17 protein-coding genes are annotated in these 14,818 nt (G+C 35.5%); 16 read left to right on the top strand and 1 reads right to left on the bottom strand.

Going from position 1 to position 14,818, the window contains the following annotated elements; translation table 11 throughout:
* The first annotated feature begins 152 nt into the window (after window positions 1-152).
* The 5 genes from IV80_RS05730 (at window position 153) to IV80_RS05750 (ending at window position 5,535) form a co-directional block, all read left to right on the top strand.
* Window positions 153-1,535: a PTS sugar transporter subunit IIC gene (locus IV80_RS05730; protein WP_057750823.1), complete on the top strand. Its 1,383-nt coding sequence runs from the start codon at window positions 153-155 to the stop codon at window positions 1,533-1,535.
* 153 nt (window positions 1,536-1,688) lie between these two features.
* Entirely contained in the window at window positions 1,689-3,128 is a 1,440-nt protein-coding gene (locus tag IV80_RS05735; protein ID WP_057750826.1) for a 6-phospho-beta-glucosidase, read from the top strand.
* 88 nt (window positions 3,129-3,216) lie between these two features.
* On the top strand, window positions 3,217-4,125 hold the full coding sequence (locus IV80_RS05740) for an ROK family protein (protein ID WP_057750830.1): 909 nt from the start codon (window positions 3,217-3,219) through the stop codon (window positions 4,123-4,125).
* Between the two features lie 125 nt (window positions 4,126-4,250).
* A complete protein-coding gene (locus tag IV80_RS05745; RefSeq protein ID WP_057750832.1) occupies window positions 4,251-4,715 on the top strand; it encodes an RrF2 family transcriptional regulator in 465 nt (154 codons plus the stop codon).
* Window positions 4,716-4,728: 13 nt separating this feature from the next.
* Window positions 4,729-5,535, top strand: coding sequence for a PHP domain-containing protein (locus IV80_RS05750; protein WP_057750835.1), 807 nt, complete (start codon window positions 4,729-4,731; stop codon window positions 5,533-5,535).
* Between the two features lie 104 nt (window positions 5,536-5,639).
* On the opposite strand, the gene IV80_RS05755 is transcribed toward IV80_RS05750, so the two are convergent.
* Window positions 5,640-6,158, bottom strand: coding sequence for a helix-turn-helix transcriptional regulator (locus tag IV80_RS05755; RefSeq protein WP_057750837.1), 519 nt, complete (start codon window positions 6,156-6,158; stop codon window positions 5,640-5,642).
* A 247-nt stretch (window positions 6,159-6,405) separates the two neighbouring features.
* On the opposite strand from IV80_RS05755, the gene IV80_RS05760 reads away from it, so the two are divergent.
* The 11 genes from IV80_RS05760 (at window position 6,406) to IV80_RS05810 (ending at window position 14,550) form a co-directional block, all read left to right on the top strand.
* On the top strand, window positions 6,406-6,618 hold the full coding sequence (locus IV80_RS05760; RefSeq protein ID WP_057750840.1) for a hypothetical protein: 213 nt from the start codon (window positions 6,406-6,408) through the stop codon (window positions 6,616-6,618).
* Window positions 6,619-6,658: 40 nt separating this feature from the next.
* On the top strand, window positions 6,659-6,844 hold the full coding sequence (locus IV80_RS05765; RefSeq protein WP_057750843.1) for a hypothetical protein: 186 nt from the start codon (window positions 6,659-6,661) through the stop codon (window positions 6,842-6,844).
* A 36-nt stretch (window positions 6,845-6,880) separates the two neighbouring features.
* Window positions 6,881-7,072 (top strand): hypothetical protein, encoded by a 192-nt coding sequence (locus IV80_RS05770; protein WP_057750846.1) that lies wholly within the window; start codon window positions 6,881-6,883, stop codon window positions 7,070-7,072.
* Window positions 7,073-7,095: 23 nt separating this feature from the next.
* The gene (locus IV80_RS10095; protein WP_157048829.1) at window positions 7,096-7,263 is read left to right on the top strand and encodes a hypothetical protein; all 168 of its coding nucleotides are present in this window, start codon (window positions 7,096-7,098) and stop codon (window positions 7,261-7,263) included.
* 184 nt (window positions 7,264-7,447) lie between these two features.
* The gene (locus IV80_RS05775) at window positions 7,448-8,794 is read left to right on the top strand and encodes a sensor histidine kinase (RefSeq protein WP_057750849.1); all 1,347 of its coding nucleotides are present in this window, start codon (window positions 7,448-7,450) and stop codon (window positions 8,792-8,794) included.
* A complete protein-coding gene (locus IV80_RS05780) occupies window positions 8,795-9,544 on the top strand; it encodes a response regulator transcription factor (RefSeq protein WP_057750852.1) in 750 nt (249 codons plus the stop codon). It begins immediately after the preceding gene.
* Window positions 9,545-9,747: 203 nt separating this feature from the next.
* On the top strand, window positions 9,748-10,383 hold the full coding sequence (locus tag IV80_RS05785) for a hypothetical protein (RefSeq protein WP_057750854.1): 636 nt from the start codon (window positions 9,748-9,750) through the stop codon (window positions 10,381-10,383).
* A 192-nt stretch (window positions 10,384-10,575) separates the two neighbouring features.
* The gene (locus IV80_RS05790; protein ID WP_057750857.1) at window positions 10,576-10,776 is read left to right on the top strand and encodes a hypothetical protein; all 201 of its coding nucleotides are present in this window, start codon (window positions 10,576-10,578) and stop codon (window positions 10,774-10,776) included.
* Between the two features lie 1,121 nt (window positions 10,777-11,897).
* Window positions 11,898-12,722, top strand: a complete 825-nt coding sequence (locus tag IV80_RS05800; RefSeq protein WP_147186324.1) for a hypothetical protein — start codon at window positions 11,898-11,900, stop codon at window positions 12,720-12,722.
* 15 nt (window positions 12,723-12,737) lie between these two features.
* The gene (locus IV80_RS05805) at window positions 12,738-13,646 is read left to right on the top strand and encodes an ABC transporter permease (RefSeq protein ID WP_057750866.1); all 909 of its coding nucleotides are present in this window, start codon (window positions 12,738-12,740) and stop codon (window positions 13,644-13,646) included.
* A 7-nt stretch (window positions 13,647-13,653) separates the two neighbouring features.
* Window positions 13,654-14,550: an ABC transporter ATP-binding protein gene (locus tag IV80_RS05810; RefSeq protein WP_057750867.1), complete on the top strand. Its 897-nt coding sequence runs from the start codon at window positions 13,654-13,656 to the stop codon at window positions 14,548-14,550.
* Window positions 14,551-14,818 lie beyond the last annotated feature (268 nt).

Consider the following 14,818-nt stretch of genomic DNA (forward strand, 5'->3'; position numbering starts at 1 on the left):
TTATTTGAGGAACAGCTTTACAGTAAGACATTTTACAGCTTATACTGGATTTGTTGAAAGCGCTTCACGTTACATAATCTTCGGCCGAAGATTTTCAATTATTATTTATTTATTGGTTTTGTCGTCAGTAATTATTATTTGAGGTGATTTTAATGAATGATTGGATTAACAATAAACTTCTTCCTCCAATTATGAAGTTTGTTAATACCAAAGCAATCACAGCCCTAAAGAATGGTATGTTAGTCAGTTTGCCATTTATTATGGTTGGATCTATATTCTTGCTTTTAAGTGCCTTTCCATGGGCACCAATTGCTAATTGGATGAATGCAACTGGGTTAACTCCTTACTGGACGCAAGCCTACAACGCTTCTTTTGGAGTGTTAGCAATTTTTGCCGTAGTAGGAATTGCCTATAATTGGGTAAAAGATGATGGTTTTGAGCCTTTGCCGGCCGGTATGACGGCTTTGGTAAGTTTCTTCCTAATTATGCGTCCTACGACAGCTGTTATGAATGGTACTAAAACTGTGGTTTCTGCTTCACAGGCACCAACGATGTTAACTGGATTTATCGATCGGACTTGGCTTGGTGGTCAAGGTATGATCGCTGCTATTATTATTGGATTGTTAACTGGTTGGATTTATTCTTGGTTTATCAAAAATCATGTAACCATCAAATTACCAGATCAAGTTCCACCAGCAGTAGCAGAATCATTTGTGGCCTTGATTCCAGCCTTTGTCATTATTACCGGTTGGTTAATCGTTTATATCTTATTTGATGCAACTGCTCATACAACTATGACACAGTGGATTTATCAAACTATTCAGACACCATTGCAAGGAATGACAGATTCATTTGGTGGCGTTCTTATTATTTCACTATTGATTCCATTCTTCTGGTTCTTTGGTGTTCATGGTGCGGTTATTGTCAGTGGTATCATGACTCCAATTTTAACTGCCAATAGTTTATCGAATGCCGCAATTTTCAAGGCACATGGTGTTGTGACAGCCGCAAATGGAGGTCATGTTTTCGTTCAATCCTTACTTGATCAATTTGGTACTGTGACTGGTTCCGGTATGACAATTGGATTAGTTTTCTTCATGGCATTCTTTGCCAAGTCAGTTCAGATGAAGAGTATTGGGCGTTTGTCATTCTTACCAGGAATCTTCAATATTAACGAACCCGTTTTGTTCGGAGTTCCAGTTGTTATGAACCCAATTTTAATTTTGCCATTCATGTTTATGCCAGCCATATCAATGGGTTCCACATATTGGTTAATTAAATTAGGTGTTATTCCATACTTTACTGGTGTTCAGGTGCCATGGACCACACCACCAGTTATCTCTGGCTTATTAGTTGGTGGTTGGAAGATGATGATTTGGCAAGCAATTGTCTTAGTACTTTCGTTCTTCGTTTACTGGCCATTTGCACACAAACAAGATCAAATCTTGTATGGACAAGAACAAGCTGCAGCTGATAAAGAAGCACATACTAAAGAAGCTGAAGCTGCTGCCACTACAGAACACGCAACGGATTAATTTAAACTTAGAAGTCTATTTATGGCGATGCAAATCAAAATGAATAGGCTTTTTATGAAAAATAATGTAAGAAATAAAAGCCTAGTAAAACGTTTTCAAAATGAGTTATACTAAATATGTAAGACATTAAATAATGAGAGGAGTTCAAAAAACATGAGTAAATTAAAGGACGGTTTTTTGTGGGGCGGCGCTGTTGCTGCTCATCAACTTGAAGGTGGTTGGCAAGAAGGCGGCAAGGGTGTCAGTGTCGCAGATGTGATGACGGCGGGCGCCAATGGTGTTCCACGTGAAATCACGGATGGTGTTTTGCCAGGCAAAAACTATCCTAACCACGAAGGAATTGACTTTTATCATCGTTACAAGGAAGATGTCAAACTGTTTGCCGAAATGGGTTTTAAGTGTTTTCGAACATCCATCGCATGGACTAGAATTTTTCCTAATGGGGATGAAGACCAACCAAATGAAGCGGGCTTAAAGTTTTATGATGATCTCTTTGATGAATGCCATAAATATGGTATTGAACCGGTCATTACTTTAGCTCATTTTGAAATGCCTTATCATTTGATCAAAGAATATGGCGGATTCACGAATCGAAAAGTGATCGACTTTTACATGAATTTTGCTGAGACTTGCTTCAAGCGGTATAAGGATAAAGTTAAGTACTGGATGACTTTTAATGAAATTGATAATCAAAGTGATTTTAATAGTGAATTTGCTGTTGCAACTAACTCGGGAATCTTATTCCGTAATGTAAAGAAAGAGGATCGGGAAGCAGCAATGTACCAAGCTGCGCATTACGAATTGGTCGCTAGTGCTAAAGCAGTAAAATTGGGCCATGAAATTAATCCTGATTTTGAAATTGGTTGCATGATCAATATGACACCAATCTATCCGTTGAACGCGGATCCAAAGAACATTATGTTGGCGGAGCGCATGATGCAGCGTCGCTATTGGTTCTCTGACGTGCATGCTAACGGAGTTTATCCAGACAATATTGAGGCATATGTCACACGTAAGGGTTATCGGAAAGATATTACGGATGAAGATCGGGAAATTTTAAAACAAGGTACAGTTGACTACATTGGACTGAGCTACTATAACTCCATGACTGTTAAAGCGGATGAGGTTGATGTAGATGGCGAACTTAATCCTGAAGCACCAGTCACTAAAAATGAGCATCTTAAGACAAGCGAGTGGGATTGGCCAATCGATCCTGTTGGGCTACGGTATTCATTGAATTGGCTAACAGATCGATATCATTTACCATTGTTTATCGTTGAAAATGGTTTGGGCGCCCGCGATAAGGTTGAAGCTGATGGTAGCATTCACGATCCTTATCGTGTAGATTATCTGCGTGCACATATTGAAGAAATGGAGAAGGCAGTTGCATTGGATGGTGTGGACTTGATGGGTTACACACCATGGGGATGCATTGACTTAGTATCAGCTGGAACTGGTCAAATGTCCAAACGTTATGGCTTTATTTATGTGGATAAAGATGATGAAGGCCATGGAACGTTAAATCGTTCAAAGAAAGATTCATTTGATTGGTATAAAAAGGTGATTGCCAGCAATGGTGAAGATTTAGATTAGTCGAAAATAGGTTTGAAACGATGGGATCGCAAAGTGACGATTGTTTCATGCCTTTTTTTATACATAAAATGCAAAGGAAGTAGGAAAAATGAACTATTACGTTGGTTTGGATATTGGTGGGACAAGCATTAAATATGGATTAGTTGATGAAACGGGAAAAATTCTTGAAAAAGATCGTGTAAAAACAAGCATTAGTGGTGAAGAAATTTTAAATAATATTGAGATGATCGTGAGTCAATTTAAGTCGTTAAAACCTATTACAGCCGTTGGGGTCAGTGCCCCGGGTATTGTCCAACAAGATGGCTTTATGACTACCGGTGGTGCTATTCGAGATTTTTATGGTATTAATTTAAAAAAGGAAATTGAAAAACGAACAGGCATTTCAACAACTATCGAAAATGATGCGAATGCGGCTGCTTTTGCGGAACAGTGGCAAGGGAATGCTGTTGGTTTTCATAACTACTACTGTATGGTGATTGGCACAGGAATTGGTGGTGGCTTGATTATCAATGATCAAATTTATCGTGGTGGTCACGGAATGGCAGGTGAACTTGGAATGATGTCAGTCATGAATGTGTCCACGGATACGCATTTGGAGTACAATAGTTTGAATTTTACAGGTGCAACGGTCGGTGGATTGCTTCGCTATTACAATAATCACAGTGACAGCCCTGCTATTGATGATGCCCGAGTGATTTACCAATTAGCTGCCCAACAGGATAAGTTGGCATTAGCAAGTTTGGATTTCTTTTATACAGCTTTGGCAAAAGGGATTATTAATTTGATGGTGGCGTTAGATCCAGAAATTGTATTAATTGGTGGTGGAATTTCGGCTAATTCACAGTTCATGGCGGGGTTGCAGGACAAGATTGCGGATTTAAAGTATCGCAATCAAGATATACGCAACCTAAATTTCGCCGAAGTGAAACCAGCGAAGTTACGTAATGATGCTGGTATAATTGGTGCCGTTTATCGTGCTATCCAAGTAGAGGCGTAATATTTTCTTCTGGATGTCGCTGTGTAGGCTTTCATTACCGTTGTAAATGCTGTTTGTAAACTCCCAAGATTCATGTAAATTGTGTTAAAATGTAGGTGTAAATATAAATAAGGGGGCGCGATCGAATGAAATTGGATTTTTCCGTTGCGGTACATAGCTTATTTTACTTGGAAGAAAATAGTCCTCGTAAGATCGCTAGTCGTGAATTGGCCGCATCGTTAGATCTAAATGCGGTGGTTATTCGCAATATTTTGTCAGTCCTCCATAAAAAAGGCTACATTGAAGGATCAGTAGGGAAAAATGGTGGCTATCAGCTTAAAAAAGCGTTAATTGATATCAATGTTGGAGAATTATATGATCTCACCATTCCGCCGACGCTAAGTTACGCGCGTTTTATTACCGGACGGTCAGAAGGCATTAATAAAGTAGATCAAATTTCTAGCAACATGTCAGAAACACTAACTGATCTGTTTACTTTAGCAGACAGGCGATATCGGGCTTTTTACCGCCATTTTACGTTGGCAGATTTAAAACAAGATTTGTATCATCATGGCTACCTTAAAAAATTAGTCAAAAATAACGATAAGTGAGATGAGTTTTTCTATGGATTATTATGATCAGCATGTACATACAAATTTTTCATTTGATTCAGATGAAAAAATGGCGGCGTATTTGAAGCTTGCGGGGGAAAATTTTGTCAGCACTGAGCATCTAGATTACAAAGCACTAGATGATAAAAGTGGGGACAATTTAATCGACTACGAAGCTTACTCACGTGAAATTCACCGTTTGGAAGAAGAAACTGGCAAGCACATTTTTAAGGGCGTTGAGATTGGCTATTTTGCCGGACGCGAACCAGAAATCCGTGCGTATTTGCAAAGGCATGATTTTGATATTAAACTCTTAAGCTTTCATCGGAGTCCAGATTTTGATTTTGATGATGCCATTGTTTCGCAGATGGACCCTTTGAAGGTTGCAGATCAGTATTATCGATTAATGTGGAAGGGCATTAATGCCTTTCATGATGCGGATGTATTGGCTCACTTTGATTACGGTGTTCGTAAACTTAATTTAACTTCAGGAATGTTTGAAACAACGGCTGGGGTATTGCTGACCAACATTTTGAAGTTGGCGGTTCGCTACAATATGGCGTTTGAATTGAATACAACCAGTATGTATAAATACCATAATATTGGGCTGTATGACTATGCGGTTGAAATTTATAAACAACTTGGTGGTAAACGGTATACGATTGGTTCAGATGCACATGATACTTCGCAGTACATGCGTAATTATGAAAATGCGGTTGATATGTTGAAGGCGCATGACATTCATCACGTCAATGTCTATCGTAAGAATGCCATGATTATCGTGCCTTTGGATGATGTGGATGAAGGCATTAAGTACTAAAATAATAAAAGATTCGTGAAAATAAGAGTTAAAAATCAAAAATTTGATTTTTAACTCTTATTTTACTTTTATAAAATTGAAAATGTTTTATGACAGAAGACAAGTTACTTAATTTTTTGAACAGTTGTGGTTCCGGGCATGAAAAAAGTGTCATTGATAATAATGTAAGAACTGTATAAACTAAATAGAAAAATAACAATACTAGTTAGTAAAACTATTTTATGTAACAGATGATTTGTCTTGTTTCGCCAGATAACAAAAAAAGGTAAGATAACTCCTAAAAACGGAATAAAGGCACTGATCATTAAAATGATAAAAAGAAGAATTAGTTCCTCTTTAGAATTGAAATTTTTAGTGATTTTATAATTTAATGGCTTGTGTTGATTTTTTATTTCAGAAACGGGCGATTCAATTTTTTCTCGCGTTACTTGGTCGTCTTGTAAAAGATCATCAATTGAACACTTGTATAACTGACTTATCAGAATAAGATTGTCCATATCAGGATAACCACGACCGTTTTCCCAACGAGAAATGGATTGTCTAGTGATATGAAGTTCTTTTGAAACTTGATTTTGTGATAGATGAACTTTTTCTCTATATGCTTTTAATTGCGTTTTTAACATTCACTTTCCCCCTTAAATTTAATACGCACTATGTTTAAGTAGTCGCCTGATTTGAATTTATACTAAATTAGTGAGAATGTAAATTACTAAATCGTTGTATATTTTCGTAATTACCTTAATTGAAGTTCAAAATCAACGAATGTAACGTAAGAGTTACCCAATGTAAATCAATGGTTGCTACCTATTCAATTAAATTTAGAATATGATTAAGCTATAAATTTAAACAACCCAAACTGGGGGAGAAGAAATGAAAAAGATTATTGAAAGTTGTGCAATTTGTTCACTTGGTTTAATGATCTTATCAGTTCCTAAACTGCTGGCTATTTTTAACTTGTTAGATCATGGCAGACACTATGCAGATTATCAAATTAATTTATGGGGAGCTGCTTGGACATTGATGTTCGCTATGATCTTTAATATTGTGGTGGTCATTCTGTTGTGGGCTATCAGAAAACAATGAAGTGAATTTGGACTGATCAAATGGGTGGGGGCAATGATGTATGAAATTTATTAATCTTAGAACCTTAAGGCTGAGTTTACTAACGGCTTCTTTGATTGTAATGGCAATTCCTGGTGGTAATCCAGGGAGAACAAATGTTGTACTGCGAATGGTATCTTTTGGATTAATCGCATTGGCCATGGTTGTGGCTCTTATTAGTTACTACCAAGATAAACATCACAAATAAAGCGAAAAAATTTTTTCTTATTTGAGGCGTAAAAAAATGAAAAAATTTATCTATTCTGAAAAATTCATCCGTTTTTTAACGTTGTTGGGTCCTTTCGTAATTGCGATGGATCCATTAGACAGTTATAGTCCCCGTAATATTGCCGATAATATTATCGGGTGGGGGATATTGACACTAGCATTCATTTTAGCAATTGCAAGATGGTTAGACCACAAATTGCAAAAGTAAATTAGATAAGAAGGTTTAATAAAATGACGACTAAGAAGAGATCTTATATTGTAATGGCAATTTTCTTTATAATTGCGTTGATAATTCTTTGGTTATTTCCAAGTTACTCTGCCATTTGGGGAATGGTTAGCATTCTTACTGGTCATTTAGTGGTAGGTCTGTTAAATGTAATTAGGCCGCTAAAAAAGTAGAAGCGCATTTTATTGATGATTGACGTTAATCACGAACTATTATACGTTAATCGAAAACATCACTGTTGATATTGTGTCGTTGATACAATTTAGTTAAACTAAAGGAGGTGATGTGAAACGAAGATTTGGTTTAAAGGAAGCCAAGGATGAACTAATTTTATTATTCATCTAAACTAATATACAAATGATAGAACCTGGGATTACTGAATTTCTTATTGAAAATTTTGTGCTAATTTTTGTTATTTTAAATATGAATACCTATTTAAAAAATAATTGTGAGTTGAATGTAGTTACTTTAAACTTTGGAGTTAGCATTCTTTGTGCAATTTTAGGGATTTTTTTGGAAGATGCTGCTTACCTTCCTTTAATTTTAGGAGCAGTCGTAATTGAGATAGGTAGACAAAGGCGGTTTAAAATCCGTCTGCGTTATGTAAATACCATGCTCATAAGCGTTATTATCCAAATGATACTTATTTCTATTAGTGCATACATTAGCACGACAATTTCAATGTGGGCAAATCATTTTCATTCGCTTAAATCACTTTCTAAAGTTAGTGGCATGTTGATTACACAAGATCTTGTGATTGATTTATTTCTTACTTTACTTTTATTTATTTGGTTTTATCACCATCGTACATGGTGGTATCATTTGGTTGATCAAATTGAAGATTTGGGATTATCCACACGAATTTTTTGGATGCTAATGATGATTTATGCATCTATTCAGATCATTTTAATTATTAGTGATATTCAGAATATCGCAGCAACAATTCAAGCAGCCAGTATTGTGATCTTTATGTTGATTATTCTTTTAATGGGTTGGCAAATGCAGTTCTTCATAAAGACCTATGCTACTCAGCAGAGTGTGAAAGACGAAAAAATGAGGAATCAACAATTACACGATTATTTGGATAGTGTTTCCCAACAATATACGGAGCTGCGTCAATTTAAGCATGATTTTCGAAATATTATGGTGTCCATGTCAGAATTAGCTAAGCACGGTGATCAAACTGAACTTAATGAATACTTGTATGAGTTGAAAAATCAAAAGAATTTAAATCAGTCATTAAAAAAAGCGAGTATATCTCAATTAGATCATCTCAAAAACGAAACCTTGCAAGGGCTTATTGTCCAGAAGTTTTTTGAAGCTCGCAAACAAAATGTTGAGTTGAATATTGAAATTGAACAAAGTGATTTTTTTATTGAAAAGCAATTGGTGGATATCGTTAGAATTGTCGGAGTGCTTTTAGATAATGCGATTGAGCAGGCAGAAAAAATGTCCGATCGAAAAGTCGCCTGTGCCCTGATTAAAACGGTTGATACTGTAGAAATTTCTGTTGAAAATACGGTAAAATTACCATTTGATTTGAGGAAAATCTTTAAACTTGGATTTTCCTCAAAAGGAGAGGATCGTGGGTTAGGACTTGCAAACGTCAAGGAACTAGTTGATCAAAATGAAAATTTTTACTTAGATACACAATTGATACAACGAAAACTAAGAATTACTTTAATTATTACGGGGGAGAAATAAGTGTTTTCAATCTATTTATTAGAAGACAATCCAGAGCAACAGGCATTTTACGCAAGAATTATTAAAAATACTATTATGATTAATGACTATGCGATGAAGTTGGTTTGTGCCACAAACAGTGTTGAAAAATTAGAGAATGGTATTTTAGACCAGGAACAGGGACTGTTTTTTTTGGATATGGAAATTGCCAAACAGACGGATGCGGGATTAAAGCTGGCTAGTAAAATTCGACAGAAGATGCCATTTGCACAAATTGTGTTCGTGACGACACATGATGAATTGGCATTTTTAACCTTGGAGCGTAAGATTGCACCATTGGACTATATCTTAAAAGATCAATCAATTGAAGATATTAAATCTAAAATTATTGAAGACGTCAATTTAGCGCGATCTCAATACGTTGAGTCTCTCTATCATCAACAGTCGTTGTTTGGGTATCACATCGGGTCCCGCTATTTTTCAGTACCAATGAACGAATTAGTGATGTTATATACCATCAAAGAGCGCCCGGGAAGCGTTACCATGATTGCTGAAAATCGACAAGCAGAATTCCCCGGAAATCTGAACAATTTGGAAGAAAAGTATACGAATTTGTTTCGTTGTGATAAAAGTTATTTGGTTAATTTAGATCATATGACCAGCTTTAACGCTCAAACCAGACAATTGCATTTTAATCAGGGACTTTTTTGCAAGGCATCTTTTCGCAAGGCCCGAGATTTGACTAAATTGATGAAAAATCATGTATCTTAAAATGGATTTACAGTATAAAATTGTAAATCCATTTTTTTACGTTAATCATTGAAATTGGTACGTTTATTTTTTATTTACTCACACCAGACCGTTTGACTATATACTATAGACATACTAAATAATTGTGAGGTGTTTGCGATTTAATAAAGTGGAGTAGGGATTAAAAACGACAATGAAAATAAGTGTTTACGGGGGGATTTATTATGTTAAAGAAGAACATGAAAAATATTGCATTAGTTTTGACGTTAATGTCTTTAGGTACTGTTGTAGTGCCAAGTTCTGTGGCTTATGCTGATACTGTTAAAAATGATGAAACAAGCAAACAAGATATAACAACTAAATTAGAGAATCAAGGGGAACTATCAGGGGACGATGTTGCAAAACTTTTTAATCAACAAAAGTCGGAAACAACAATCCAAACAAATGAAATTCAAGATGCAGAGTTGTATGATAACTTTGATCCGACAATTAACTTGGTAATTACACCAGATGAAGTTAAACAAGCAAAAACACACCTTATGTATTATGACAATTTTACGGCAGAAGAACTATCAACAATTAGTGACAAAGAAGTGGTCTATTTATATCAACAGTCTCAAAATCCCGAAACAAGAATGGGAGGAAAAACTGTTGCAAAGTTGATATTGAAAGTATGGAAAAAACTACCTAAAGCGGCGAAAAAGAAGATTACAAAGTTTACGGGCTTAGGAGGCTTTCTAAAAGTTGTGGATCATTACACAGGTACAGAGTACCATATCATTTATTCGGCATTGAGAAAAGTTGGAATGTCAAAAGGATGGGCAAGCATGACTACCAAAACGATTACTCTCTTTATTTAATTTGAAGACATGAGCAAATCTAAATATTATAGTTTGATGTAGACGAATTGCTTAATTTTTTAGCGTTCAAGTGTTCGATACTGAAGATAAATATATTATTAGCTCTACATCAAATTTTACTACTGTGACTTTAATTATCTAAAGAAGCGTAGCTTAAGGGAGCAGAAAAGAGGCTAAGAAGGGCGTGTTGGTATGAAATCGGATAGTAAAACCTTAAGTATTATAGAATGGGGACTGTTTATAGCTGCAATTATTTTTAACGTTATTTATATTTTGGATGGCAAATCATTTGGAGCGGCGCTTACAGCTACAATATGTGGTATTATATGGAGTTTATTACAGATTATTGGAATAGCTACAAGTTTGTATTATTGGCACAAAGATAAAAATTAGTGCCGGTGTGAGGTGCTTCGATTTAAGATTTTAAAATTAGTCAACGATTATTTTCGGAAAATATCTGTTATTTTTATTTTTATTATTACCAAAAATCTTCAGTCAAGCGAATTGTTATGAGAAGCATCAAATGTTTTAAAAAGTAAAATTAGTGGACAACGTCCTGTATTATTTATAAAGGTTCTCGTCAGAAAATGTAATCACAAACTTGTGGTTGAAATTTTTGTCGGGAATTTTTTGAATAAGACATAAAGAAAATTACCAAATGCTGAGATTGTTGAAACCTTTTATCTATGACTAGTCACTAATAGGTCTGGGGGTCAAACGTTTGGGAATAAACACATTGAAAAAAGATATAGAACTAGTTTTTCAAGCAAAGTGGGGTGATAGAGAAGAGTGGTCTACCTTACTGGTTGATCTGCAATCAAAAATGTACAAAACTGCGTTGTTATATTTTCACAATCAGGAGGATGCTCTAGATATTGTGCAAGAAACTTCTTTACAGGTATTCTTGAGTATCAAGCATCTGCGGCACCCACAATATTTTGATACGTGATTAGTACGTATTTTGATTAATGTATCGCGTCGCTTTTATTATCGTGATAGACTTGTGTCCGAAGTGGTTGAATTGACAACAGATTTTCATAGGTAAGTGGATCTTCATCAAGACTTGATGCAAGATCTTGCTATGGTTCCGGAAAAGCACTTTGCTCTGCTTGGCTTTTTATAGTTTATCACCAAGTGTAGCCTCTACTTTAGATGATGAACTAAAACGACAACATGGAAGGCTTATATTAGGTATCTTTTGCAGCTGTATTATGGCTATTTAAGCCAGAACGGCCAACGGCCTTTAATGACCTTATGGATTATAGGGGCTTGTTTATAACCTGCCTGATCTTCAATTTAATTTACATTTTAGATGGCAAAACCTATGGTGCGGCACTTACGGCAACGGTATGTGGTATTATATGGAGTTTAATACAGATTATTGGAATAGCTACAAGTTTATATTATTGGCGCAAAGGTGAGCGGCGTAACAAATAGGTAAGGTAGTAAAGGGGTGAATACTAAAACGAATATGGCTAGATTGCGTGCTTTTCACGAATTCGTTTAAAGTTTTTATGACAAAAATAAATTTACGACGTTTAAACGTTATAGCTAAATTTACGTTTAAACATAACATCAAGAAAAGTTCATACTGGTCCGGTTTGTTATGGCCGGGTTCTGTGTTAGTTATGATTTTAGCATTTGGAATCTCACCTGATGTGAACACAAATACTTTAGTGTTTAGTAATTTTCCCAGAACTTTATCAATTGGCATGGCTGTGTTTGTCTTACTCTTCAGTTTGTTATTAATACCCATAACTGGGAACGAGATTGAAAATGATCGATCGTCAAAAATTAATGAGTTTTTGTGGGTCATTAGTAGATCAGAGGATCAATTCTCTGGCAGATTACTGGGTGTCCTTTACCTTTTGATAGCAAGTTTGGGATTATACATAATTAGTTTCTCTTTTTTAATGACAACAAATAAATTGTTATTCTCGTTAATGACAGCCAGTTACAGTTACTTTGTAAATTGGCACACTTTTTTATTAATTTTACTTATGCTACAAATCTTTGGTTGGATATTATTATTGACGGCACATATCAGCATTTACATAAAAAATCATAGTCATTTACTACAGGCTTTAACGCCAGTTTATGTATATATCATGATTTCCATCTTTTTGTCATTCGTCACCTTGGGACATTTTTCGAGTTTTAAGTTACTTACTGCTCTAATTTTTCCGGTGTGGTCACAGATAATTAGCAGTCAACTTGTTTTTTATCATCGTGATGATACGTTCTTTTTATTCATAAGTACGGTTCTGCAAACGATTTTACTTGTAGGCTATTTTTGGATAGTCAAACAGAAATACCAAAAAGCTGCAATTATGGATTAATGTGGGAGTGATGAGATGAAGATACTCAAACAAAAACAAGTTTTGGCGGTAGCTTGTCATGAAATTAAAGGTCAATTAAGTTCGTTTACTTATTGGACAATTATTTTATGGCCATTATTAATTGCAGCAATTTTTGAACGAAGCGGAAATATTCATCTCGATCTGTCGACTAGCAATCATTTGAATTTAAATTTATTTTGGGGAAACTTTCTCCCCATATTTATTTTTATGGTTAGTCTTTCGTATGTGTCTATTATGGCTAATTCGGTGGCTGCGGATAAAACGAGTAAAATTTCAGAAATGTTGTTGGCAATGGTGGATGCTAAAGAACAATTGATTGGTAAAATTTCAGCAACCTATTGCCTGATGCTTTTACATATGACGATTTATGCAGGGTTAATTTATATATACGAACGGGTGACGCACGGTTTTATCGTTCAAACAATCATTAGAAATACTAGCCCCGTTTTTTTCGTGTACATCGTGTTAGATGCCGCAGTGGCGTTATTTATGGCACTAGTGTGGGCTACCGAAATTGCGTCTTATGTGACGGATGAGTCACAAGTAGCGGTGGCCATTATTCCTGTCATGTTACTGATCGGAACTGGAACGGCGGTGTCATTTTTATTTAATGCACCGCACTATTTTGATGCAGGAATTAGTGTTATGCGTGTGTATGCCAATGTTGTGCTAGCCTTTCCACCAATTGGCTCCTTGTTGATGCCGACATTATTGGCTAATCAAAATGTTGGTTACGGTGAAGCCTATTTAAACATCGTAATTCAGTTGGTTATCATAGCTTGGCTACTAAAACAGAGTGTTCGGCAGTATCGCTTTGGCTTGTTATCATCCAAAAAAGCAAATCCGTTTTTAGCAGTGCTTTCACATGAGAATACGGGCAATTCAAAAGAAAATAAAAGGTGAGGTTTAAATGATTGAACTACAACATGTTTCAAAACAGTTTGGCAATTTTAATGCGGTGTCTGATTTATCATTTTCCTTGCATGGTGGTCAAATTTTGAGTTTGATCGGGCAAAACGGAGCGGGGAAATCGACAACTTTTCACATGATTTTGGATTTCATTAAACCAGACAGTGGCAAAATATTGTGGAATGGCAAATCTTTGACTCCTGATGCAATCACCGCAAAAGTCGGGTATATGCCTGAAGAACGAGGACTCTATCCAAAGGAGACCATTAAAAACCAATTGCTTTATTTTGCCGCACTACATGGGATGAAAAAAGCGGAAGCTATAATACTTCTGGACGACTGGATGAAAAGACTTAATGTGGTTGGAAAAGTCACTGATAAAATTGAATCTTTATCCAAAGGGAATGCACAAAAAGTGCAACTGATTGCTTGTTTGATGTTCAAGCCACAGTTGTTAATTTTAGATGAACCATTTTCTGGATTGGATCCGGTAAATAGTGAGTTGCTGATTAGGGCGATCTTAGCGGCAAAGCAGCAAGGAAAGATGGTTATCTTCTCAACCCATAATATGGATAATGTACAGAAGTTATCAGACTATATTGTTATGTTGAAACATGGTCAAACCGTTTTGCAAGGGACACCAACAGAAATTTATCGACAATTCGGTCGGTTAAGATTAGATATTGAAGGATATCAGGATGTAGCACGACTTAAACGAATTAAAGGTGTCAAAAAAGTTACTTTGATGGCTAATGGCGTACACCTTGAATTGCATAATGAGCAGTGTGGTAAAGTAATTTTCGCCGAGGTTACCAAGAATGGCTATGTGCCGGTTTTTAATCAGCATTATCCTGATTTAGAAGCTATCTTTAAATATGAAGTACATAAAAAGGTTTAATATTGGCCTAAATCTTGTTGAATAATGACGTTAATCATTAAAAAGTGCACGTTAATTTTTTAATTTACCGTTTTGAATTATATGCATATATACTACATTTATGTGGTAATTTAAATCACTAAAAATAATGACAACGGAAAATAAGTATTTATGGGGAATAATAACAAAAGAAGAGTAGTAATACTTACTTCGCGGAGACTTTTGTTATTTTACATAGCATGAAAAAAGTTATGAAGATGTTTGATGATTGTTTCTTCTTGATGGGAAT

It is taken from the genome of Pediococcus cellicola (genome assembly GCF_001438655.1).
Classification (GTDB): domain Bacteria; phylum Bacillota; class Bacilli; order Lactobacillales; family Lactobacillaceae; genus Pediococcus; species Pediococcus cellicola.